Source organism: Peribacillus sp. FSL R5-0717 (assembly GCF_038002945.1).
In the GTDB taxonomy this organism is placed as follows: Bacteria; Bacillota; Bacilli; order Bacillales; family DSM-1321; genus Peribacillus; species Peribacillus frigoritolerans.
Genome location: NZ_JBBOOF010000001.1, coordinates 1 through 24,745, shown reverse-complemented (window position 1 = coordinate 24,745; position 24,745 = coordinate 1). Strand labels below are relative to the sequence as shown.

Annotated in this window: 17 protein-coding genes and 1 pseudogene; 10 read left to right on the top strand and 8 right to left on the bottom strand. The window is 34.7% G+C overall.

The features are described from left to right. Position 1: 1 nt before the first annotated feature. Positions 2-838 (top strand): dTDP-4-dehydrorhamnose reductase family protein, encoded by an 837-nt coding sequence (locus NYE65_RS00095; protein WP_340859484.1) that lies wholly within the window; start codon positions 2-4, stop codon positions 836-838. Positions 839-2,229: 1,391 nt separating this feature from the next. On the opposite strand, the gene NYE65_RS00090 is transcribed toward NYE65_RS00095, so the two are convergent. Both NYE65_RS00090 and NYE65_RS00085 read right to left on the bottom strand, forming a co-directional pair. Further along, the gene (locus NYE65_RS00090) at positions 2,230-3,159 is read right to left on the bottom strand and encodes an NAD-dependent epimerase/dehydratase family protein (RefSeq protein ID WP_340859483.1); all 930 of its coding nucleotides are present in this window, start codon (positions 3,157-3,159) and stop codon (positions 2,230-2,232) included. 839 nt (positions 3,160-3,998) lie between these two features. After that, positions 3,999-4,217: a hypothetical protein gene (locus tag NYE65_RS00085; protein WP_340859482.1), complete on the bottom strand. Its 219-nt coding sequence runs from the start codon at positions 4,215-4,217 to the stop codon at positions 3,999-4,001. An 830-nt stretch (positions 4,218-5,047) separates the two neighbouring features. Between NYE65_RS00085 and NYE65_RS00080 the strand changes: the two genes are divergently transcribed. Further along, entirely contained in the window at positions 5,048-5,947 is a 900-nt protein-coding gene (locus NYE65_RS00080) for an NAD-dependent epimerase/dehydratase family protein (protein WP_340859481.1), read from the top strand. A gap of 265 nt (positions 5,948-6,212) precedes the next feature. Continuing rightward, a complete protein-coding gene (locus tag NYE65_RS00075; protein WP_340859480.1) occupies positions 6,213-6,437 on the top strand; it encodes a glycosyltransferase in 225 nt (74 codons plus the stop codon). Positions 6,438-7,426: 989 nt separating this feature from the next. Here NYE65_RS00075 and NYE65_RS00070 read toward each other — a convergent pair. Then, a complete protein-coding gene (locus NYE65_RS00070; RefSeq protein WP_340859479.1) occupies positions 7,427-8,509 on the bottom strand; it encodes a glycosyltransferase family 4 protein in 1,083 nt (360 codons plus the stop codon). Between the two features lie 319 nt (positions 8,510-8,828). On the opposite strand from NYE65_RS00070, the gene NYE65_RS00065 reads away from it, so the two are divergent. The 6 genes and pseudogenes from NYE65_RS00065 to NYE65_RS27135 form a co-directional block, all read left to right on the top strand. Beyond that, positions 8,829-9,545 (top strand): glycosyltransferase family 2 protein, encoded by a 717-nt coding sequence (locus tag NYE65_RS00065; RefSeq protein ID WP_340859478.1) that lies wholly within the window; start codon positions 8,829-8,831, stop codon positions 9,543-9,545. A 443-nt stretch (positions 9,546-9,988) separates the two neighbouring features. After that, entirely contained in the window at positions 9,989-10,855 is an 867-nt protein-coding gene (locus NYE65_RS00060) for a sulfite exporter TauE/SafE family protein (RefSeq protein WP_340859477.1), read from the top strand. A gap of 23 nt (positions 10,856-10,878) precedes the next feature. Next, positions 10,879-11,493, top strand: a complete 615-nt coding sequence (gene cysC / locus NYE65_RS00055) for an adenylyl-sulfate kinase (protein WP_340859476.1) — start codon at positions 10,879-10,881, stop codon at positions 11,491-11,493. A 47-nt stretch (positions 11,494-11,540) separates the two neighbouring features. After that, positions 11,541-12,710: a sulfate adenylyltransferase gene (gene sat, locus NYE65_RS00050; protein WP_340859475.1), complete on the top strand. Its 1,170-nt coding sequence runs from the start codon at positions 11,541-11,543 to the stop codon at positions 12,708-12,710. A 369-nt stretch (positions 12,711-13,079) separates the two neighbouring features. After that, complete coding sequence (locus NYE65_RS00045; RefSeq protein ID WP_340859474.1) at positions 13,080-13,235, top strand: hypothetical protein; 156 nt, start codon at positions 13,080-13,082, stop codon at positions 13,233-13,235. Between the two features lie 638 nt (positions 13,236-13,873). Beyond that, positions 13,874-14,614, top strand: a pseudogene (locus tag NYE65_RS27135) (transposase); the annotation flags it as partial. Between the two features lie 875 nt (positions 14,615-15,489). Here NYE65_RS27135 and NYE65_RS00030 read toward each other — a convergent pair. From NYE65_RS00030 to NYE65_RS00020, 3 genes are all read right to left on the bottom strand, one after another. Next, positions 15,490-16,674 (bottom strand): glycosyltransferase family 4 protein, encoded by a 1,185-nt coding sequence (locus NYE65_RS00030; RefSeq protein WP_340862061.1) that lies wholly within the window; start codon positions 16,672-16,674, stop codon positions 15,490-15,492. A 127-nt stretch (positions 16,675-16,801) separates the two neighbouring features. Then, entirely contained in the window at positions 16,802-17,782 is a 981-nt protein-coding gene (locus NYE65_RS00025) for a hypothetical protein (RefSeq protein WP_340859471.1), read from the bottom strand. 209 nt (positions 17,783-17,991) lie between these two features. Beyond that, positions 17,992-18,705: a glycosyltransferase family 2 protein gene (locus NYE65_RS00020; RefSeq protein ID WP_340859470.1), complete on the bottom strand. Its 714-nt coding sequence runs from the start codon at positions 18,703-18,705 to the stop codon at positions 17,992-17,994. Between the two features lie 1,545 nt (positions 18,706-20,250). On the opposite strand from NYE65_RS00020, the gene NYE65_RS00015 reads away from it, so the two are divergent. Then, positions 20,251-20,448, top strand: a complete 198-nt coding sequence (locus NYE65_RS00015; protein WP_340859469.1) for a hypothetical protein — start codon at positions 20,251-20,253, stop codon at positions 20,446-20,448. A gap of 1,142 nt (positions 20,449-21,590) precedes the next feature. Here the strand turns inward: NYE65_RS00015 and NYE65_RS00010 are convergent. Further along, entirely contained in the window at positions 21,591-22,502 is a 912-nt protein-coding gene (locus NYE65_RS00010) for a glycosyltransferase family 2 protein (RefSeq protein WP_340859468.1), read from the bottom strand. A gap of 143 nt (positions 22,503-22,645) precedes the next feature. Next, positions 22,646-24,745 (bottom strand): hypothetical protein (locus NYE65_RS00005; protein ID WP_340859467.1); only part of this gene is annotated, 2,100 nt, incomplete at its 5' end.

The window sequence follows — 24,745 nt, the reverse complement described above, 5'->3', positions numbered from 1 at the left end:
CATGAAGGTACTAGTCCTTGGTGGACAAGGGATGGCTGGCCATGTAATAAAGGAGTATTTCACACAGGACCCGAAGTATCGGGTGACCTATACGTCAAGGGATCCGAATGATAAAAAGGGTTTATATCTGGATGTAACCGATTTAACGAGTCTAGAGGAAATCATGGATAAAGTTAAACCTGACATTACGATAAATTGTATCGGCATTTTAAATGAGCATGCTAGTGATAATACGAAACTCGCTTTTCAGGTTAATAGTGTTTTTCCCCATCAGCTTGTTAAATTGGCCGAACGCAATAATGGAAAATTGATTCATATCAGTACAGATTGTGTATTTTCAGGTACAAAAGGTGATTATACCGAGGCTGATATCCCCGACAGTTCCACAATTTATGGCCAATCAAAACATTTGGGAGAAATCATTAGTGAAAAACATTTGACTATACGGACCTCCATAATAGGCCCGGAGCTAAAAGAAAATGGAATTGGTTTATTTCTTTGGTTCATGAAGCAAAAGGGAGAAATAAAAGGATACGAAAAAGTGTTATGGAATGGTGTAACGACTCTCGAGCTGGCTAAGGCACTGGACACGATGATCCAAAAAGACATTACTGGGTTATATCATCTGGGTGCAGATGAAAAGATTTCTAAGGCGGCCTTATTGAAATTGATTTCTGAAATCTTTGAAAAAAATGATGTGGAAATCATTCCGGATTCAAATATAGTTCTGGATCGAACCATAAAGAATAGAAGATCCGATTTTAAATACCAAGTTCCACCTTACGAAAATATGTTAGTAGAATTAAGGGAGTGGTTGAGAAATCAACCTTCAAAATAGACCAATTGATTAAATAATGGGAAGCACTAATGTCATATAAATAGCTTATTATAAATTACATCATTTTGAATCTCTAACCCAACAGTGTGTCATAAACTAGTTTCTCATGAGGCAGTAAATTCAAATGCTCTGCAAATATTCTAAAAAGACTCTTCGCTAGGAATCTTCCCTTCGGATTAGTTAGTTCAAACCTACCATTCTATCTGTCTATGCAGGCTATTTCTTAATAAATGTGAAGGGAGAGTCCAATATTAGAGGGGGAAGTAGAACTGCCCCTCCGATGAGTTTTGTATTGACCGATTTTTTAGGCACCCAAAGTCCTTATGAACTATCTGAAAATCGCTTATAATTTGGATATTAAATAATGGTGGAGGTTACCTAACTATAGAGTATTCGATCATTTGAGTTCTAATTCTACTAGAAGAGTCCTAAAAAAATTCGTTTACTTTAATTTCTATAAATAATACTCTATTTTTTTGAAATTTAAGAAAGATGTAAGTGAAAATGAAACAGTAGAAAAATCGTTTCCAAGAAATATAAGGAATGGTAGGAAATAATAAATCTATTCCGGTATTTATCATGAGTATTATTAAAAGGAGAGCTCAATTAGATTGGAGTACAATAAGGGATATTTATAGGACTTTAAACGATTAACTTGTCCAGTTTTTGGAACGATCCACAAACCTAAGGAAATATCGATTTTGTCAATGTCTAGCTTATGATCAATGAAAATAACATTAAACCCATTTAGGATTAATTGTAAGACTAAACATTAATGTGGACACCACTCAATATAGTTTTCCAATAATGATTATTTTCATTATTTAAGCTCTTTATATGTTAAATGTGTCTGGAAATCTATCAAAAGGCCAAACATTCTTTAAATTAGTCACAGCGTACAAAAATGTTTGTTATAGAAGTTAGTAGGTTTTCTCTTTCCCCATCTAAACTAGGATAGTGGAATAAAATCCTACATCCATTCACCTTCACTCCTTTTACGATATTAAATGTAGAATAGTATAAAGTGATACGGTAGAAATCAATACGAAAATGGACATAAATAAAAGTATCATTAAGGATAAAGTAAATGGAAGTGGGTACGGTTTATAAGGGGCTAACAGGCATAATCCCCCCTATACCTTTATGCTAATCCATAATGTATTACATAAAAAGCCAAAACTATCTGTGACCAATAAATCAGTGGAAAACAGAAGTTAAATAACGTTCCTGATTATTCATGTCAGGATGGCCATTCTACTCGATTGAATAATTTTACTGAGTCCGATAAATGTTTTACGACATAATCAAAAGAAACTAATGTAACAGTAACTTTCTTGGACTGGGTGAAATTAACAAAATAGAGGCTTCAAGAGTGAGCCTCTATCCAAGAATTAATCCTTTATGGAACTATTGATTAAATGAAGAGAATAGGTTTCTGATAACCCGTGAAAAATATCAATCTTTGGATGCCATTTCAGTATTTGTCGTGCTTTCTTGTTATCAAGACAGCTGTGTTTGATATCTCCTGTTCTTCCGGATGTATGGACAGTATTCACTTTGGAGCCGTGAATTTGTGTAAGCATTTTTAATAAGTGATTTACTGATGTTTTCTGTGCAGTACTAACTTGAATGGTTTCTTGATGTCCTTGATTCACCGCAGCTATATTCGCATTAACAATATCTTTCACATAAATAAAATCGCGAGTTTGTTCACCATCGCCATGAATACTTAGAGGCATTCCTTTTTTAATCCTATCTAAAAAGACAGCGACCACACCGCCTTCTCCTTTTGCCGTTTGTCTTGGTCCATAAACGTTGCCATAGCGGAGAATCGTATATGGAAGTCCATATAGCTGATGGAATAAACGGATATATGATTCCGCTGTTAATTTTGATAAGCCGTAATAAGAAATAGGGCATGTCAGGTCTTCTTCAGAAATAAAGGCTTTCTGTAAATTACCATAAACCCCGGAGGTAGAAGAAAAAATCACCTTTCTTACAGAAGCTTCATGACACGCCTCTAGGATATTTACCGTTCCATTAATATTTACATTAGCATCATATTGGGGGTCATGAATTGATCTTCCCACATCAGCCTGAGCGGCCAAATGGAATACAACATCTGGCTTTTCTCTTACAATAATTTTTTTAGCTTCCGTACTGCATATATCTTCAGTATGGATGAATGCATGTGGATGTACATAGTCTCTTTGTCCAGATACCATGCTATCTAATACATGTACCTTTGCACCATTGGAGATAAGTTCTTCAACGAGATGGGAACCAATAAATCCTGCCCCTCCAGTCACAATAGCCTTCATACATCATACCCCTTTTATATGTTTTTAGTATTGTATGTTAGCTAATAATAAGGGTTTAAGGCAGTTACCTAGTATTCTATAAAAAATGGATAAAGAGAGATGCTTACGAAAAGGAAAGGGTTCAATGTTTCAATGGTTCTAATTAGCTATCTAAAAATAGAACCAAGCTTCTCATTAGTTTTAGCCTATGTTTTTAATTTGAAATTCTTCTTTAGTAAGGTAGCCTTGTTCTCTCAATTCTGCTAACTTCTTATGGCCCTCAAAATGATTGGAATAAATTATTGGGACAGAATTAAACAATATCAGTACTTGATTTGTACCGGTACGATCAAGCACATGATACTCTTTACCATTTGGCACACAGTAGCGATTAACTTTGCAACTATCATCATCTCTAAATAACAGTTTCCCTAAAAGTCCTTTCGCTACCCATTCAGGTTTGCTACTGCAAGTTGGTATTCGAGGTTAGCATCCCAATTAGGGATTAATACTACCCTAGGTTTTGTCGGTTTCGCGTTGAGGCATTAATGCCATTTGCCAGGTACCAAGAAAACGGCAGCTCGTTTGTGCACCGAATTGTCCTATGCCATGAATGCATTCCCAAAGGATAGCATAATCGATTGTCCTTCTGTGTGGGAGAAGAAACCGAGTTTACTCCTTCACCGTGTGAGGCCATTTCCGTTAGAGGCGTTTAGGCATACGAAGATTCCCTTGCGCCCTCGTAACTTGTCCCTTCGCATGAGAGCTAAGCCCACTACTAGTGATTGTGTTTTCACCCTCTACAGGGGATTCAATACCAGAGGCAGTCGTTTGATTTCCCTCTGAATGGGTGTGTAGGTTTAAAGTACGTGAGTTTGATCCTTTCCGCGTGGGAATCCACACCCTTTGCCCACCGTAGTAGAACCTTCTGCGTACGCTGCATAAGTTGTCGTTCCAAGCGTTTCCACTGCAATTGTACTACTTCCTTCGGTATGTAAAGCCGCCCCATGGGCTATTATATTAGTCCCTTCACCTTCTGAACAAAATCCATTTGGATGATGATTACATCCATTCACCATTTTTTTCTCTCCCACTAGGTATAAAATTTATCAACGCCTCGTTACGTGCTCCAACATATAAATGAAATAAATATTGTGGCTTCGCCTTCCCATCTCTGTAATACGGAAAATGAAATCCAATTAATAAAAAGCATTTCTCAGTACTTACCCGTTCTTATAGCTAATGTTAAAGATGATAAATTTATACCAGAGGTAGTAAGGAATATTTTCGTTATTTTATTAACTATTGTCAATTCGGGAATATTCATGAATAGTAGGAAAGTTGATGTTATATTAATGAATTTTAACGTTTTACCTTTTTTATTGTGAGTTTTTTCCGGAAGGCAACAGAAAGTATCCTGTTACTATTGTATTCATAATCCGCAAATCGATATGGGGAACATATTCATTTACCGTGTAGTTTAAATTTTTACTGAATGGTTAAACACCCTGTTACTCAAAGCGATACGTTGGAAAATGATATTTAATCATTAAAAAATCATAGCAATAATATAAATGCCCTATTGTTATTGGAAGGAGAGAGTAGCCTATAGCAGCAGGGGAGGGGAATGCATATTGTAATATAGAGACTGTATTTGTTATGAACCAAGGATAAATAAATATGGCTAAATATTGGAAGACATTGAAAATGTGAAAATATGATTTATGAGGAGAAAAGGAATTTATATGGGTTGAGGGCAATTTAATGAACTGGTGTCCCTAGGAACAAAATGGGTAGAGAATATTCCAAGCTTATACCGAATATTTGGGATGTTAAATAAAAAAGTCTCCAAAACCATGAGTTTATTAAAAACGAGTGTTAATATCAATAGTGATTGGATGAGAAATTAATGAATAAACAAGGAAAATTAATAATCACAGGGGCTAGTGGATTTACAGGTCGGCATGCATGCGCACACTTCTTAAAATCAGGATTTGATATAACGGCGGTTTCAAGAAAAAAGAATATTTTCGAAGGAAAGATACATGCAGAGTGTTGCGATCTGACAAATTGTAACGATGTATACAACCTTATTAAAAAGACAAAACCTCAGTACCTTCTTCATTTAGCTGGACAAAACCATGTTGGGGAGTCATGGTCGGAACCCGTTTCAACTCTGGAGGCAAATACCATGTCGACTGCCTACTTAATCGATGCGATTCGTAAAGAAAGTCCAACCTGTAAAGTAGTGATAGTTGGTTCAGCTCTTCAAATTGATCCTAGTTCCGTCTCCTCAATTCCCCACCCTTATAGTTTAAGTAAAACACTTCAAGTACTTATCGCACAATCATGGGTTGTTTTATATAACATGGACATCATCATTGCAAAACCATCCAATCTAATCGGACCTGGATTATCCAAAGGAGTTTGTTCCATTTTTGCACAAAAAATCGCAGATATGGAAAACGAAGGAAAGCAAAAGGTGCTTGAGGTCGATAATCCAAATGTCCAACGTGATTTTCTGGATGTAAGGGATGCAGTGAGAGCATATGACCTTCTTTTGAGGAGGGGGCAGTCTGGGGAAACGTATGATGTTGCTTCAGGTTATAATCGTTCTTTAGGGGAAATCATCGAAGGCTATAGGTCGGTAACAGCAGATGAAATAAAGGTGAATTCACAAAGAAATGATCTTATCGAAAATAAAATGGCAATCGATCCTATTAAGCTAGTGAATTTAGGGTGGAAGCCAAGTATCCCAATTGAATCATCTTTGATGGACATCCTTGCTTTTCAGCGCGGTTTAAAGTAAAAGTGCTGAAAATGAAATGAAGGCGTTGGAAAAATACTTTATGTAAAAAGTTTTTAAGAAGGGTAGGCAAAGGAGCCGAAAGTATCAATCATTATTCCATTTTATAATTGTTCCTATATAGATCAAGCCATTCAAAGTGCGCTTAACCAAACCTTTAAGAGGTCATAGTTGTAGATGACGGTTCGACAATTTTCACAGAAAAAATCCAGCCGTTCATGGAAAAAATCCGTTACATAAAAAAGATAACGGAGGAACAGCTACAGCATTGAATCATGGGATACAGGCAGCTACGGGAGAATATATCTCTTGGTTAAGCTCGGATGATTATTTTCTCCCTGAAAAAATTTCTAAACAAGTATCTTTTATGATTAGCCATCAAGCAGAAGCAATTTTTACAAATTACGATTGCATTGATAACGAAGACCAATTGTATTTTCGCTTTTCAGAAATAAATGAAGTGTATCAATCTTTTTACTTTATAATGCAATAAATGGTTGTACTGTTATTATAAAGAAAGCAGTTTTTGAGAAAGTTGGTTACTTTAATCCTTATCATCGCTATACACATGATTATGAAATGTGGCTTAGGTTATTAGTAAACGGCTGTAAGATATATTATTTAGATGAAGCCTTAACGAAATTCAGACAGCATGAAGTATCGGGAACAATAAATTCCAATCGGAAATGCAAGAAGATATAGTTATTATTGAGAGCTATTATCGACCACTTCTTACAAAAAATATGAAAAATCTATAATGATAAAAGGATCTTTCTTAAGATATTATATAGAAATAAAGAGGGGGAAATGAATATTTCCTAAAAAGTTTTGAAGTGTTAAACTATGTCTAACATAGATAAACAGGCAATAGATAAATTGATAGCATCACCATCTTATATTCCCCTTTATCACAAATATTTTCCATTAATACTTTTATGGACTCTTAAATGCACAACATATAATAAATGGTTTTTTTAAAATAGGATTATTTGAAAAAGTATATCAAGATACAGAAGGAGATGTTTATAGGTATAGAGATTTCGTATTCAGAAAAGAACCTGATTACACACAAGAAAATAAGCTTTTAGAGGCAAAAAAGATATCCATGTGGCTTTCTAGAGGATAAATCTAGTTTAAGGATTTTCTTCTTGACTTGATTCGATTCTAAAGTAGCTTTTTGTATGATATGGTACTTATCGAGATTAATTGTGTTAAGAAAAGCTGTATGGTTCTCAAATATGATCACCAAGTATAAACCTGTTCAGTAAATAAGAATTTTAACTATAAGAGTAATACTGAGTGAACCAAAATCAAGGTGTTCATGCATCACTTTGAAAGCTAATAAGACGGGCTGAGCTATCATTAATGCTTAATCATCATATGTTCATTTTGATTTTCTTGAATGGTGATTAAAGCTATTGTCTAGATAAACATTTTAAAGATTTTTTTAAGCCGAAATAATTTCTATTCCGGCTTGTTCTTTTATGCTTTATAGTTTATCCCGAGAGAGACCAGCATATTGATGAAATTTTGAGCATACAAATCAGGACTAAAATGGGTTTTGACGTGCTCAAGGGCATTTGAACGGATGCTTTCCCTTATTACCTTGTTATTCATTAATTCTTTTGCCTCTCCGACTGCATTATCAATATTTCCTAAAGTGTAGAACTTTCCCGTTCGATTATGAATGATAGAGCTCCTTACCCCATCGGAATCCGTCGTCAGCACAGGGCATCTACAACTCATCGCTTCAAGCAGTGCGTATGGGGCTCCTTCCACTTTTGAAGTAGAGCATAAAAAGCCTCCTGAATCGCCGATTAGGGAGAAATAATCGGCCATTTGGGAATTCGGAACATTTGTGTGTACAGTAAGATATTTGCTCAAATTTAATTGTGTAATTAAACTTTTAAATTTCATTCTTTCTTTAGGGTCACTTAAAGTGGGATCTTCAAACATAAGTAACTGTATATTTGAATTATGCTTGTGAATTAGTCGATACCCTATCTGAAGAAATTCCCTCCAATTTTTGTTATCTTCAATTCTGCCGATCCATGCAATTTTTCTAACCCCATCTAATGGTAATGGTCTATGTGAGAACTGACTTGTATCAAAACAATTATTGAAACTGAATTTAGGAAATGAAGGGTAAAGTTCATCTAATAATTGCATGATGTGTGGAGTTTTTGGATTAAGGAATCCATCCGCATAGGCATTGACCTGTGGTATGGCATTTGTAAGCGCCGCTCTTGCTACATGTTTGGGACCGTATCCTTGAATTTCGATTATCATCTTTCCGATATAACCCAAGTTTCTAAATCTTGCTAAAGCTTGGAAATCTGAAACGACAACGACAGCGCTATATTTTCCATCTTCTAATATTTTTTTGATTTCAGCATCATTGTTCGTTATAAATGTTGGGGCACTGTGGTCATTTAAAAGTTTTCTTCTGTTTTCATAATAAAGAAAATGAGAATTAATATTAAATTTTTTAAGAGCGGCAAATCGTTGTCGATTTAAGGTTTCTACCCCGCCGCTTGGAACGTAAAAAACAAACAGTATATTCATTCTTCCTCCTCCTCATACAAAATGAAGCATCAGGACTATGGGATAAGGTTGAATCAATATTAAGGCAACAAGGTTTATTTGATTCATCCTTTTTAAAGAAATTTAAACATATGAATTATATATATGATTCGATGAAGGAGTTATTCAGGTTATTCTTGCATTTTGAATTTTGGTTAATGTCATTTGAAGGGAATATTTCATATCTTAATAAGATTGAAATAAACATAAGAATGAAAATAAATTAAGTCACAATATATACACAATGAGTATGTATGTGTATAGAAAATATAAAGCTGTTTATTAGGAAGGCGGTTCACATATGTCAAAAGTATCTATTGTTGTTCCGTTTTATAATTGTCCCTACATTGATGAAGCATTGGAAAGTTTGATGAATCAAACATATAAAAATATTGAAATTATCGTTGTGAATGACGGCTCTACAAAATATTCGGAAAAAATCACACCGTATCTAGATAAAATTATATACATTGACAAGGGAAACGGTGGAACAGCAAGTGCCTTAAATATGGGCATCAAGAATGCGACTGGTGACTATTTTTGCTGGCTTAGTTCAGATGACATCTTTTACCCTGAGAAAACAGAAGTCCAATTAGACTTTATGAATAAAAATCGAGCTTTATTTAGTTATACTTCTTATTATTGTATAAATGAAAATGGGGAAATTATCACTCCTAGCTTGGGTATACATCTGCCTAATAAATTTGAATTAATAAAAACAATGAGCAGGGGAAATATTATTAATGGCTGCACCGTAATGATTAATAGGAAGATATTTGATCTAATTGGAGTGTTTGATGAAACACTCCAATATACTCACGATTATGATTTATGGTTAAGGATCGTACAAAAATTTGACATACAGTTTTTGTCTCAACCTTTATTACTTTATAGGGTTCATCCACAAATGGGCTCGAACAAGCATGCAGTTAATATCAAAAAAGAAACTTTTATCGTTGTTAATCGACACCGAGCTAAAATGAAACAATTAATGTTAAAACAACTTAGAAAAAAATAATTATTCAGACAAAATATGCAACTAGCCTTGTTTCGCTAAAGTCCAAAGTCCTTGTGTTTTAACAAGGGCTTTTCCTATTTTAAATAGAAGAAATTTTATTATTTCATATTACTTTCAGGTTAGGACATTAAGTCTTGTTTATGCTGAGGTTAAACATACCCTGTCTAAGGGAAGCGGTAAAGTGATTTTTTTGACTTATTCGTCTATAGCAAGTAAGGGAGTTTTTGCATATCTTATAGAGATTAATCTCCTATCTTATCAATATGTGGTTGTTTCCTTTTTTCGAACATGACTTTTAAGTCTAGAATAAGCAATATTTTTTGTTAGGTATTACTTAAATCAAATAAAAGACGAGCATCCGTTAGCAATGTGTAAAGGATTTATGATATTAGAATTACGTAATTAATTAAAACAAAAAAGGAACCGTTTTGTAGGAGGGGAACATGAGAAAGCTCATCATATTCGCGTTTATCGGTTTTTTGGCTCAGTTAATTGATGGATCCTTAGGTATGGCATATGGGGTTACTTCAACATCTCTGTTGTTGACATTTGGAATTGCCCCTGCAGTGGCTTCTGCATCCGTACATTTGTCCGAGGTAGTGACTACTGCTGCTTCTGGTATATCCCATATTAAATTCGGGAACGTTGATCGTCAAGCGCTTTTAAAATTAATCATTCCTGGTTCAATTGGGGCATTTGCGGGAGCGTGTTTTTTGAGTAATTTACCAGGAAATGTAGTAAGACCTTATATTTCGATCTTTTTGTTAATTCTTGGCGTATATGTACTTTTTCGTTTTTTAATTATGTCTAAAACAAGAAGTGAAAGAAAATCAATTAATATATCAAGAAAAAAATCAATCGTTTTGGGGTTAATAGCTGGATTTGCAGATGCAACCGGTGGGGGAGGGTGGGGCCCGATTACAACTCCAGTCCTTTTATCCCAAAAAGGTGTTCCTGCTAGAAAAGTAGTTGGTACGGTCGATACGAGTGAGTTTGCTATTGCTGTTTCTGCAACGATGGGGTTTCTTATTGCATTAGGCTGGCAGGAAGTGAACTGGTTTTGGGTAATTGCACTTATGGCAGGGGGAATTATTGCAGCACCAATCGCTGCCTGGATCGTTACAAAATTGCCATCTTACTTATTGGGAGTACTTGTAGGGGGATTTATTATTTTGACCAATGCACGAACGTTGATTAACACTTGGACGTTTCATGATCATTGGTCTCCCGTTATTTATATGCTCATATTAATTGGTTGGACAGTTTCTATAGTCTATGCCATTCGGAATAACAAAAATTCTGTTCCATAACTAAAAAATAAAGGGGAGATTATATGGGTCAAGATGAGAATATCCATCATCATTCATTTTCCATTACAAAAGAACTTAGGCAAGCTTTACATGGACATAAAAGCTTGATTCTTTGGTTTACAGGTTTATCAGGTTCAGGGAAGTCAACCATAGCGAATATGGTCGAAGTAAGACTTCATGAGAAGGGGATCTCGACATATATTTTAGATGGAGATAATTTACGGAATGGATTAAATGAAGACCTTGGTTTTAGTTCTGAAGATAGAAAGGAAAATATACGCCGAATAGGGGAAGTTGCCAAAATTTTTGTCGATAGCGGGATTGTGGTATTAGCCACGTTTATTTCGCCTTATATTAGTGACCGAGAAGATGTCAGAAAAAAGGTACAACAGGGTGAATTTCTTGAGATATATGTCAAATGTCCTTTAGAAGCCTGTGAGAAACGAGATTCCAAAGGGTTATATAAGAAAGCTAGAATAGGGGAAATCACTCAATTCACAGGGATTTCAGCCCCTTATGAAGAACCGGTAAACCCTGAAATCATTATTGAAACCAGTCAATATTCTATTGAAGAATGTGTGCAGCAGATCATAAACTTCTTAAAAGATAATGGGCATTTAAGGGATGTCAATATTTAGGTCTCAAAAAGTCACAATGGAACGTACAAATGATAGAGGTGTTATTTATGGATGTTCAAAAAAACATCATTGAACCACATGGCGGAAAGCTGATTAATCGTGAATTAACAGGAATTGCTCGTAAAGAATATTTGGAAAAATGCAAATCCCTTTCGCCCCTTACTATCTCAAAATGGATTATTTCAGATATGGAAATGATTTCAAATGGTGGGTTTAGTCCGCTTATTGGATTTATGGGGGAAAAAGATTACCAGAGCGTCTTAAAATATATGCATCTGGCAAACGGATTACCATGGACACTTCCGGTTACTCTTCCTGTTATAAAGGCAGAAGCGAAGAGTATAAATGTGGGGGATGAAGTGGCTCTATATAGTGTTGAGGGAGAACTGTCCGGGGTCATTCAGGTAGAAGAAATGTTTGAATACGATAAACAGGAAGAAGCTAGACTCGTTTATAAAACAATAGACTCTAACCACCCTGGGGTCAAAAAGCTATTTGAGCAAGGGGACATATATATTGCTGGACCTATTTTTCTAGTAAATAGGCCTTCACATAAACCATTTGAAGAATTTTATTTGAGTCCAAACGAAACTAGAAAAATGTTCACCGACTTAGGTTGGAATACTGTGGTCGGATTTCAAACTAGAAATCCAGTGCACCGAGCCCATGAATACTTGCAAAAAACAGCATTAGAAACGGTTGATGGGCTTTTGTTGAATCCTCTTGTGGGTGAAACGAAAAAGGATGATATACCAGCTGATGTCCGGATGGAAAGCTATCAAATTTTATTAAAATATTACTATCCATTGGACCGGGTCCGTCTTGCAATTTACACAGCCGCTATGCGTTATGCCGGTCCTAGGGAAGCGGTCTTTCATGCGCTTGTTCGAAAGAATTATGGTTGCACACACTTTATTGTCGGCCGTGATCATGCTGGGGTAGGAAATTATTATGGAACGTACGATGCACAAGAAATTTTTAGCCAGTTCGACCCTATGAAAATAGGTATTAAACCATTGTTTTTTGAACATAGCTTTTACTGTAAAAAGTGTATGAATATGGCTTCATTGAAGACATGCCCTCATTCTGCTGACGATAGGTTCATTTTAAGTGGAACGAAAGTCAGGGAAATGCTTCATGATGGTCTTACACCACCACCGGAATTTACTCGCCCTGAGGTGGCAGAAGTACTTATTAGGGGCATGAAGAAAAAGTAAATAAACGAAAAATAAACTTGTGAAAAAAGATTTTTGTGGGATTTTATGAGTAAAAGATTATATATGGAAGGGATTTTTCTATGGGTAATATTAAGAGAACGTTTGTTAAAGATTCATAAAGCAGACCGTTGATTTATACCTTAAAGGAGATATGAGTTATCAATCGGTCGGTGATAAAAACAAGTCCACCGCTGGGTTAAGTACCTCGAAGCTGAAGGCATACAGGGTTTGGAAGAGAAACAAGGGAAAGTGAAAGAGTCTTGGTAAGGGCAGACCAAGAGCAGCTCTGGAGGATCCTGAAGAAAAAATCAGACGTTTAGAAGCGGGGAACAAAATGCTAAAAAACCTCTTAAATATGTAAAAGGAGGAATGGAGGCAGTAACGATAAGGAAGAAGTATGAGGTAATTAGGGAAATGTCCAAGGGACACGAACCTTTCGGATTTTGTTTTGCCTTTCTTGACCCGGAGAATCTTGTATTGTTTGCCTTTAAGGTCCAGGATTTGCTTGGGGGGGAGATTGAGTAGGTCCCCGACACGTAAGTCGGTCTATGAACCTTCAACAAACAGATATATTCACGCTCAGCCCCATTTCATATATTCTAACTTCTGTTGATAACGGAATCGGCGGCTGCACATCTTTTGGTTGCGTCAGTTTCATCGACCTTTCTTTTTATTCAAAATCCGACTTCTAAATTCTTTCAAACCCACGATTTGAATGTACAATATTTCTCTTTTTGTAGTATGAAGAGAAAAATCTTGAAAAGTTAATGAAATCAAGGATTTGAATGTATGATAATTACACTTTTTTTAAAAAAATTAATTTAAAAGTGTACCCCTTCTTCAACTATAGGAGCAGTATTCATGTAATGAGTGAAAATGAGATTTGAGCATAAAAGAGACCTAGGTATGATAAAAGTGTCCTGGAGCTGGCTAGCTTATGGGACAAAATTTCGAAACTAGAAGGCCTATCATGAATTATAACCAATTTAAGTAAATCGCTCAAATTACTTCTTAAACACTTATAATTGGTGTCGATATTTTCAAAATTCAAACATGTAGCCAGAGCTCAAGACTTTAGATGATTAGAGTTTGGCTCACCCTGATTCTTCGAAAATCGAAAGAAGGATTTCGGCATTTTCTGGACTGGATTTCGCAAGTAAAACGTGTTCAAGAAATGGGATGGAAAGGCAGATTTGCAACTTTCTAAAGCTAAATGCGTTGCCATATGAACTTGTAGAACTCTCAGAACAAGAGCTATTAAGCCACTTAAGAAAGGCTGTTTTACGCAGGTAGGGCTTTGTAAAATTCAAGCATTAAAAAAGCAGCTAGTACATCTATTGGCATTCGCTCAGGGTCGAATATGACTGAATTAAAATTAAAAACATTAATTGATAGATATGAATTAATTCAGTATGAAATCCGAAGAATTGGATGCCCAAATATAGATGTGTTAATTTACCAAATACCTGGCGTTCAACCAATGATGGACATTAAGGGAATAGGAAGAGATACTGTCGCAGGCTTCTTTGCGGAAGTCGGAGGTTTAAATGAGTACTCCCATCCTCGGCAAATCATTAAACTCTAAATCTAAAAGAAATTACATCCGGTAAACACAAGGTACAAATGAGGATTACGAAGCTAGACAGAAAGAAATTGCGTGCTCTATTCTTTAAGGTGTGTATGATACTTGTTGCGAAGAATACAGCTTTTAAAGCACTTCATTTGTATTATATGCAACGGCCTGATAACCCTTTGGAAAAGATGCAGTCCTTGATCGCTTATGTAACAAACTAATTAGGGTTTTATTTGCCCTCTGCAAAACAATATTTGAATTTCGGGAAGATAAAATGTTGAAGGACATTCCTCATATGGCAGGACACCAGGTAGTAGAAGCAGTCGCTTAATTCTTGTGAGATCGGATTGAATAGTATGGTATCAATGGTATTTGGACATTTAAAGCACGGATCAGTCAGTAAAGCAACTAAACATCGGGCATGGAGACCCTCTCGGGCAGCGTGACTGACATCCACCTCATAGAAAGGTTGGACGAAGGGATTTAAGAGCGAAGTCTCTGTGAGACATGGGAGGATTGTCCTCCATTAGATATACGATCATAATTTCTCTTATTACCAAATTTTTGTATGGAATTGGCTAGTAAGTTATGAGTCTTTTTCTTTAAAAATCCATTTTTATCCTCTAGTATAATCGATCTGTTTGATAACCCCTTAAATCAGCTGACTATGAAACTTTAAGAAAACATGAGAAATCGAGAGATTTCGCTTTCTATATTTATGGAAGTTATTTCAACAAAAAGTCAAAAAAAAGAGTAAGGTTATACGTTTGAAAAGAAGGGGAATTAAATAATATTGGAAGCTCTTATTTACAAGTTAAGGAAGGTATGGAAGTAGAATATGAAGAAGCATTTCGTGGGGGGATCAGAAATTATTTCATCAATGAAAGGGTACAATCTAACGATTAACAGCGTTGTATGGAACTTGAGGAGAAATATTTACCACTGGTGCAATGAGATACATTAGAAGACCAAATAATTGGATTTAGACAACTCAACGAGTAAGAAATGAAAAAAATTACATATCAGTATGGACAGTATGGACACTTCCTAACTTTTTCATTCACTGTGGCGAAACACTGTTTTTGTTCTGCATAGAAGGCAACGGGTGCGTTATTCGCCATAACAAGGCCGCCAATTCGCGGCCTTTTGAACGTATGAATCTTGCATTACCGTACATTTTTTTGCCAATCTACTATAATCGTCGGTTTATGAGTTTTTATTGTTTCTAATGGCTTTATGATAAAAATTTAGAGTGTTGTTGATCATTTTATCCATTGACCAGCGTTTATGCGCCCATACCTTGGCATGATGGGAAAACTGCTCTCTAATTAAGTCATTTTCCAAGAGGTATTTTAATTTTAAATAAAGTTGTTGACTATTTCCTACAGGAAAAACTAATCCATTTTGTCCATTTGAAACCATTTCAGGAAGTGCAGCTGCATCGCTTACGATAGCAGGAAGACCGATCAATTGAGCTTCCATTAGAGAGTGCGGTTGTGTATCTTGCAATCCAGGTAGCACAAAAATATCTGCTTGTTTAAGGAAATGGGGGACATTGTTTGTAACTCCTAAAAACTTGACTTCATTTGTAAGACCTAATCTTTTACACTTTCCTTGGAGTTCAAGTTGCATTTCCCCCTCCCCTAAAATCCAGCACTCCCAATCTCTTCTATCAAGCTTTAACTTTGCGAGCGCTGAAATGAGATATTGAATTCCTTTCAAAAACACAAGGCGGCCCGTAAAAAGAATGATCTTTTTATCCTTCGGTCGTGAAATGGGTGATACTCCTTTAGAACGGCTTAAAAATCCTTCAATGTCCATTCCGTCCGAATAGGTAAACAGTTTTTTTGGCATAACTGAAAATTCGTTAACAATCTTGCTATAAGACCATTTAGATGGTGCATGAATGTAGTCACTAGCATGATAACCTTCATACTCTAATGCATTGTGGTATTGATATTCAAACATTTGTTTAATTTGTTCATCCGTTTTATTGCGATGCAGTGTTTTAAGATGATAGAAAATACCTCCTGACAAATAGCCATGGGCACTAGTGACTAAAGGAATATGTTTCGGTTTTACCCTTCTTAGTGCATCCGCAGCAATTACATCTTGTGCATGAATGATATCATATTGGTTAAGTCCGTAATATAAAGCTGACAATTCTAGCGAGTAACGGTATTCCTCCGTTTTGTCTATCCATTGATTAGAATGCTGGGGAAGTATTCTCTTTAGTTTTGGATCAATATAAGGAGTTATTTGTGAAAGGGAAAGCTCCGGTTTTCGGCCAATAATTCGGTATTTGGTAGAATCAAAATTATGGCTAAGGATGTCAACGTTATGCCCTAAACGTTCAAGACGCTCCTTTAATTGTGAAACAAAACTCCAAATTCCGCCAAGAGCTGGAAGTGGATAGTAAGAAGCAATTAAGATATTTATCTCTAGACACCTCTTTCATTATTTTTCATGAGAAATTCTACCTTGTTATTATAAATCAGATGTATAAATTTCTTGATGTTTACAGGCCACCTTCATTTTCACTATGAATTGAATAAATTGCATTCATGTCATGCTCTTCAACCTGTTGCTCCCACAGTAGTTTGCCTTTATTCAGATCATAGCAGGCAATTCTTGTCGGTAAAATACCATATTGTCCCTCCCATGATATTGTTCCGTCAACTCCTACCTTTTTTATAGGTCGTATTCTTGTAAATCCGACAATTACTCGATCCTGATTTATAATTTTTATCCCTCGGCACCAACCTAAAGGGATTTTTGGAGAGGTCATAAGGTTTAAGTTATATCGATTTTTCACTTGAAGATTACGAATATCAACAACTACCACATGTCCATCAACTTGTGTAAAATAAATCGAGTTGCCAAAAACAACTCCGTCGTGAATAAGTTGACGACCAATATTTATTGTTTTATTTGCTTTAGTCAAACAAACTGCATCTTTTTGTAGACAACGGGTAGCCCAAATATCCCTCCCAATTTTAAATACAAAGTTTGGGTGTGATTGGTGAGGTTTTGTTGTCGGTACTTTTCGGTAATCTGTTGTACGGGAAAATTTTGTCCAAGGATTATCTCCAAGGACATTCCATTCTTTTACAACCTGCCCTTTAAGAGATAACTCAATTACCATGTCTAAACCGGTATTAGCTATCAATAAATTCCCCTCTGCACTTGGCCGAACATGATGAATATCGTTAAAGGAAGGAATAGAAAGTGAATTAACGATTTGAAATTGAGGGAGTGAATATATTAATACTTCTGTTTGTGTACCTACATATAAATGATTGTCGCACATTGTTCCAGCGGTAAACGAAATAGAAGGGTTTTCTTTGGGACAAACTTCTGGAGGAGAAGTATATTCTACGCACTTAACAGCTGATTTGTTTTCTGGAGAAACTTTGATAATTAGTCCTTTTTGGTACATTTCCCAATCTTTAAAAATTTGATTCTTTTGTTGAGCGCCGATTATATAGTATTTTTCCAAATATCTCACCTTCTTACTTATATTTCTTGTAAATTCATACTAGTAGATTAGTTGAAGATTTGAACCTGCGTATCTCCAAGATATCTTTGTACAGGTGAATTTTTTATTAAAGAAACTGATTAGGGGATTCTCAGTAAATGTGTTTTGTCCTATAGTTATTAGGAATGATGTGAAGGATTATTTCGCTCTAAAGCAAATCGGTGAAAACCTTAGTTTAAATGTTTAATGTACTCCCTCAACCGTGGATGATGGTAGCTTTTAACGGCAGTTATTTCCTTCTTAATTTGTGGCTGAAACTTTTTTGTACCCGACTCTTCATGTGACCTAAATCTCGTTAATGATTCATCCAAGTAATGCATTTTATATCCATTCAGTAATAAACGGAACCACATATCATAATCATGTGTATAAAGTAAATCAGGGTTAAAGTATCCAATATGATCAAATATTTTCTTCTTCATAATCACAGTACATCCATTGACAGGATTGACATCGAAAAAATCTTGATATATTTCTTTTACATTTGAAAATCTTTTTCCGACAAATGGTAATGAAATATTGTTGTCTTTATCAATGTAATCGTAATTTGTAAAACTTACATCAGCTTTATGGTTTAGCATGAATTTCATTTGTTTAGCTATTTTTTCAGACAAAAAACAATCATCCGAACTTAACCATGCAAAATATTCCCCAGTAGCTGTACGGATACCAAGATTTAATGCTGTAGCGGTACCTCCGTTCTCTTTTCGTATATATTTAATTTTCTTGCGGAAGGGATCAAGTTTTTCAGTGAAGAGCGTAGAACCATCATCTACAACGATAATCTCTATATTTTTGTAGGTTTGATTCAAACAACTTTGAATAGCCTGATTAACATAAGAACAATTATAAAATGGGATAATTATTGAAACTTTCGGAATCATTAAATATCATCCTTAACTTAAATTTAGTTAATTGTCAGTGACCTAGAGCTGCATGATTTACTTCTTCTCTTGAAAACAAGCTCCCTAAGACTATGCTAGTCTAAAAGGTCCGACAGGTGTAGTCATCATGTCGGTACTATTACCATTTCTCATTACATTTTCTCAGATAAGATATGTAACACTTGCTTTAAATGAAACGGCTAATATTAACTAATTATAAATTTTTTTTACCGGATATTTTAAAAAATCTTTTTGAGCCGTTAAATAAAGTGATTAAATTTTAATACGTGTGCCCTCACAATTTATTTGTTTGAGCATTATCTTATTATAGGAGAAGCGCCCTCTCCCAAGGGGCGCTTTTTTTGTTGAAGCTATTCCAAAAATCCCGAAGGAGGATTAGGGGGTCCAATGGCTTTACACAAGTTCCATAGTTCTTTTTTCAAAATTTACACATTCGAAATGACACTAGATACCCTTGCTAAAATGTATTGGATTGAGTAAAAGTAAAGCATTTTTTGAAGGATATTGCCTATAGGGTGATTAATACATTATAGAGGTGATGATACGTGGACGATACAAAAGTATTAGATATTAGAAGATTATAAACAATTAAAAACTTTTGATTTTGCTAAACAGTTAGATATCGCTGAATCAACAATACGAAAGTATCCTCAGGTTTTAGAATAAAAAGGGTACCAATTCAGAAAGGATTCAACGCTATTGCGTATATATACCTGAATAGATGAACTTGCTGTTAACGATTCAATTAATAAGAAAAACCATTAAAGAACAGGATGGTCTAATGGAAGATTTGAAATCTATATTACACGACATAAAGAAAAAACAATTTTTAGAGGCAAGTTAATTACGTGGTTGAGATAGTATAGAAGGTACTAAATACTAATAAGGTTCTGCAAGAGGAAATGAAGTTTTGAAAGGGAAATTAGATACAATGCTCGATACTCAACAAAAAATGTATGAAATTTTGGAGAAAGCACAAAAAGAAAAAAAGGATGGATTCTGGAAACGTATATTTGGTTAATAACCAAATTAAAAGAACTCTACTGAATTTCAGTAGGGTCTGTATCTCAGCTCCCGGTAAGGTGTCGACAACCAAATGCTGATTTACTACGTTATTATGTAAGTTTTCTTCCACGCTAAGAGTGTAATTGAAGGGTATACCAAGATACGTGTAAAATAGTCTATACTGTTAAATAAAAAAAGCATTTAATGCTGCACTAAAGAAATTCGTTAATCAATAACAACACCGTCTAAGAACAAATCCACCGGGAACGATGTCGAAGAAAAATCTAAAATAAACTTTTTTTTTATTTCCGCAAACTACCAATTTTGTACGTCTCAAACGTTTATTAATCTCCGTCATAGAATAATAGTAACCAAAATAGATCAAAGGTGATTTAGACTGCAACAACTACTTATACTACTGGCCCGGTTGATAGAACTTTCCCAGCTACAGACACCGAAAGCGTAATAGTAAGAGACTTAAATCCTAACACTACGGGCAACGCAAGTGTAACAGAAAGAGTGATCGACGTAGAAGTATTTCGAACTCTTATTCCGGACGCTCAGCATGTCTTAATCGTTCCGCCTTACAGCGGAAGCGGAGGGAATACAAATAAGTTCAATACAGAACTATTTTCTTCATACGAAGGCATCATTATAGTAAATGTAAACGAGGTACAGGTTTACCGTTTGGGGATTAGCTGGGGCTTCCTATTATAATGGATACTCCCTGTTTGTTCACGAAAAAACGCACCGCATATAGTAACACTATATTCCTCCCTATGAAGTCTATCGAAGTTTTGGGCGAAAAAATCTATTTATCCAACATCATAAAGCAATTGTTGAATTGGTTTTGTGGGACTCTTTATTGATTTTGCTTCTTAATTAAGATAATTATTTATATAAAAATTTTAGAAATACTATTTAAGGAGGTTGAAAATTCAAATTATTATAATTACTTATTACTAATTCAACTATCGGGTGCGTTAGTATTATAAGGTCAACCAGTAAATAAACTGTAGAGTAGAAGACACTTTAAAAAATCCGCTCTCCAAAAAGCACTTTACTGATAAGGAAATAAAAACCTTATCCAAAAACTTCTTTTTCAAATCTGTAAGTACAAAGGGTATTACGTATAAAGATGTATTTAAAAGGAAATTACCAAGATGATTATTGAGGAGAATGGTTAGACGTATTATAACGAGTTTAGATACCAATAGAATTTAAAGAAGATGACCTGTAGAATACAGAAATCATCTTCTTTGAATAAGTTTGATATGTATCCCCTTTTTTAGGCATAATAAGATCTATCCAAGTAGTAGTTTAACATCCATGTTATTTCATGGACTTTTACACAGTCTAACTAAGGGGATAATATCATGCGCAAGTGGAAGTAGATATATATTTTTTTAAAAAAATGATGATATCCTAATCCCATAAAGCTAGTGATTTTTTAGAGTCGAGATTGTAGTAGACAATCTTTTGTAATGTCCATATGAAAAAACTGTACATTGTTTAATCGATATTTTTTTTTATTTCTTTTAATTATCTCATCCAGGATATCAATCCCAATATATAATTCTGTATTTTTGGATATTTCCTTCATCCAATTAAAATCACCACATGGTGCATCTATCATTTTTTTATCTGAAGTTATTTTATTATGCTTGGTAATTCCTGAATGAGTGTTTTGGTTTGAGCATGTGATGAACCCGTACCAGATACAGACTTAGAATTTCCCACCTGTTTTTCTTATATATTAGTAAAAAGCTCTTTCATTTACATTCTCACCTTTCATCATTTTGTTAATTTATAAAGGAATAAATAAAACGACATGACTCGAAAGGGTGGATCTGTAAAATCTAGAAATCTATTTTGAATTTGGCAAAGTACCAATCATCATCATATTTTCGTTTTTGAAAGTAAGCCCGTCGCTGCTTTTTAACTCCATCAAGGAGCACTTGGGATTCAATCGGGTTTGCTTTTACATGTATCATGAGTTTTTTGCACTTCTGGATGCGGTGAGTATTAAAATGAGAGTAGGCCATCCTTAATAAATTATAATAAACTTCATCATAGCTAACTTCATACGGGTGAGCTTTTCTGAACAAGTGGATTATTTTAACATTAGGCAGGGCGTGGCAGCGAAACCCAAACAGCCATAGCTTAATAGAAAGCTCAACATCTTCATGTCCCCAAGTTTTAAATCCCGTTTCAAATCCGCCGACATCTTCAAACACTTTTTTTGAGATAATAAAACATCCTCCGGGTAATACGGCAGTTTCAAAGAGGCCATTTTGTTTAGCGTTCCATTTAATTCTGAGGTTTGACTTTAAAGTCTGACCATAACCAATGAAATCGGAATTGCCAAACGAAGCGATTGCTGGGGTTACTGCATCAGATTTTCCTGTAAGCAGGGGTTCTACAATATGATCGATCCATAAATCTTCAAACTGTAAATGGGCGTCGCAAAAAATCAGGAATTCTCCAGAAGCTTTTGCTGCTCCTAAATTTCGTGCGCTGGCAGCTCCAATGCCATCTGTTTCAAAAAGCTTAACCTGGTTTGCGTGATTATAGGTAGTAAGAAAATCACAGCAATCATCTGATGATCCATCGTTTATAATAATCACTTCAAAGGAATAATCTGTATTAACTGAAAATAATGAATCGAGAGTGTTTTTCACATTTTCCCCTTCATTTTTGGCGGGAAAAATTATTGAAATTAAAGGATGATTTTTCACTTCATTTATCTCTCCTTTTGTGGGATTCTTCATTAGTAAGAAAAGTTCAAGGACTGTGATATTGATAGGGGGGATTATCACAATCCTTGATCTTCGGTTGAAAGTGGTATTTAAGTTTCTGTTTGTAGTTCAATGAGTTAAAGTGAGGGTACCTATACTCAAAATAATGGTTATTATTAATGCCTCCTAAAATTCTTAAAAGGATCTATCGCTGTTTTTTGCGATCCGGAATGTAAATTATATAAAGGATGATTTTTATAAAACATATCTAATGAAAATGAATCTGTATTAGTTTTGTTAAATTTAGTTTCTTGGTAATCCTTTTTTTGATAGGATGACATAATCCCGGAATTATAATTTTGTTGAGTTCGATCAATTTCCGTGTAACTCGGTTTATTTAGGGGAGAGGATATTTGACAATTTGATGTTTGCATATTAAAATTTTGGGTTGTATTTTTTTGTTGGTTTGTTTCATTCGAGAATCGAAACGCACTTGGTTGATTAATTACTTCTTTGTTATTAGGCGAATTGAAATTTCCCATATTAACACGAGTATTTCCAACTTGCTGTTGTATTCCATTATTATTAAAAGGTCTTTCCATTTTTCCTGTTGCTTGCAAATGATTTTTTTCTCGTTGTTTAATATATTTTGTTCGTTCATCTTTATCATGTATTTCTTTTGCTTTTTGATCATTTACCGTTTTGTTTATAGTTTCTATTTTTTGTAAATAATTAATTTCTTTATCTTTTAAATCTATTATGGAACCGGTTAAGTTCTTAATTTCCTGTTGAAGTTGGCTTTCATTTTCCTTTAAATTGATAATCGTCTTTTCTAAATTATCAATCTCCGTTTTATATTTAATTTCCTGCTCTGAAACAAGAGCAATCGTTTGATTCAAATGATCGATTTCATGTTGATGTTGATTTTCATTTTCCTTAAAATTTATTATCATTTGCTCTAGGTTTTCAATTTCGGCTTTATATTTATTTTCTTGCTCCGAAACAAAAGCGATCGTTTGATTTAACTGATCGATTTCCTGTTGACGATGATTTTCATTTTCCTTTAGATTGATAATCGTCTGTTCTAAATTATCAATCTCGGCTTTATATTTATTTTCTTGCTCCGAAACAAGAGCAATCGATTGATTTAACTCATCGATTTCTAGTTGATGTTGATTTTCATTTTCCTTTAAATTGATAATCGTCTGTTCTAAATTATCAATCTCGGCTTTATATTTATTTTCTTGCTCCGAAACAAGAGCAATCGTTTGATTTAACTGCTCGATTTCTTGTTGATGGTTATCTTCATTTTTCTTAAAATTAATAAGCATTTGCTCCAGGTTATCAATTTCCGCTTTATACTTATTTTCTTGCTCCGAAACAAGAGCAATCGATTGATTTAACTGTTCGATTTCTTGTTGATGGTTATCTTCATTTTCCTTAAAATCAATAATCATTTGCCCTAGGTTATCAATCTCGGCTTTATATTTATTTTCCTGTTCGGATAGGCGGTCGATCGTTTGAGTATAATTTTTAATTTCATGTTTAAAGTTTTCGATAACTTGTATATGATGATTTTCCTTTTCGGAAAGTTCAATCATGGCTTTTTCTAATCTTTCAATCTCCTCTTTATATTTATTTTCTTGTTGGGATACAACGCTAATCGTTTGATTTAACTGCTCGATTTCTTGTTGATGATAGTTCTCTTTTTCCTTTAAATCTATAATCATCTGTTCTAAATTCGCAATATCCACCTTATATTGACTTTCCTGTTCCGATAGTTGGTCGATCATTTGGGAATAATTTTCTATTTCATGTTTAAGGTTGTCGATAACTTGTGTCTGCTTTTCTTCTTTTTCGGAAAGTTCGATCATGGCTTTTTCTAAACGTTCAATCTCCACTTTATATTTATTTTCTTGCTCCGAAACAAGAGCAATCGTTTGATTTAACTGCTCGATTTCTTGTTGATGGTAGTTCTCTTTATCCTTTATATCGGTAATCATCTGTTCCAAATTCTCAATGTTCAATTTATATTGACTTTCCTGTTCGGACAGGTGGTCGATTGTTTGCGTATAATTTTCAATGTCATGTTTAAAGTTGTCGATAACGTGTAAATGATGATTTTCCTTTTCGGAAAGTTCGATCATGGATGTCTCTAAATTTTCAATCTCCGCTTTATATTTATTTTCTTGCTTTGAAACAAGAGCGATTGTTTGATTTAACTGCTCGATTTCTTGTTGATGATAGGACTCTTTTTCCTTTAGATCGGAAATCAT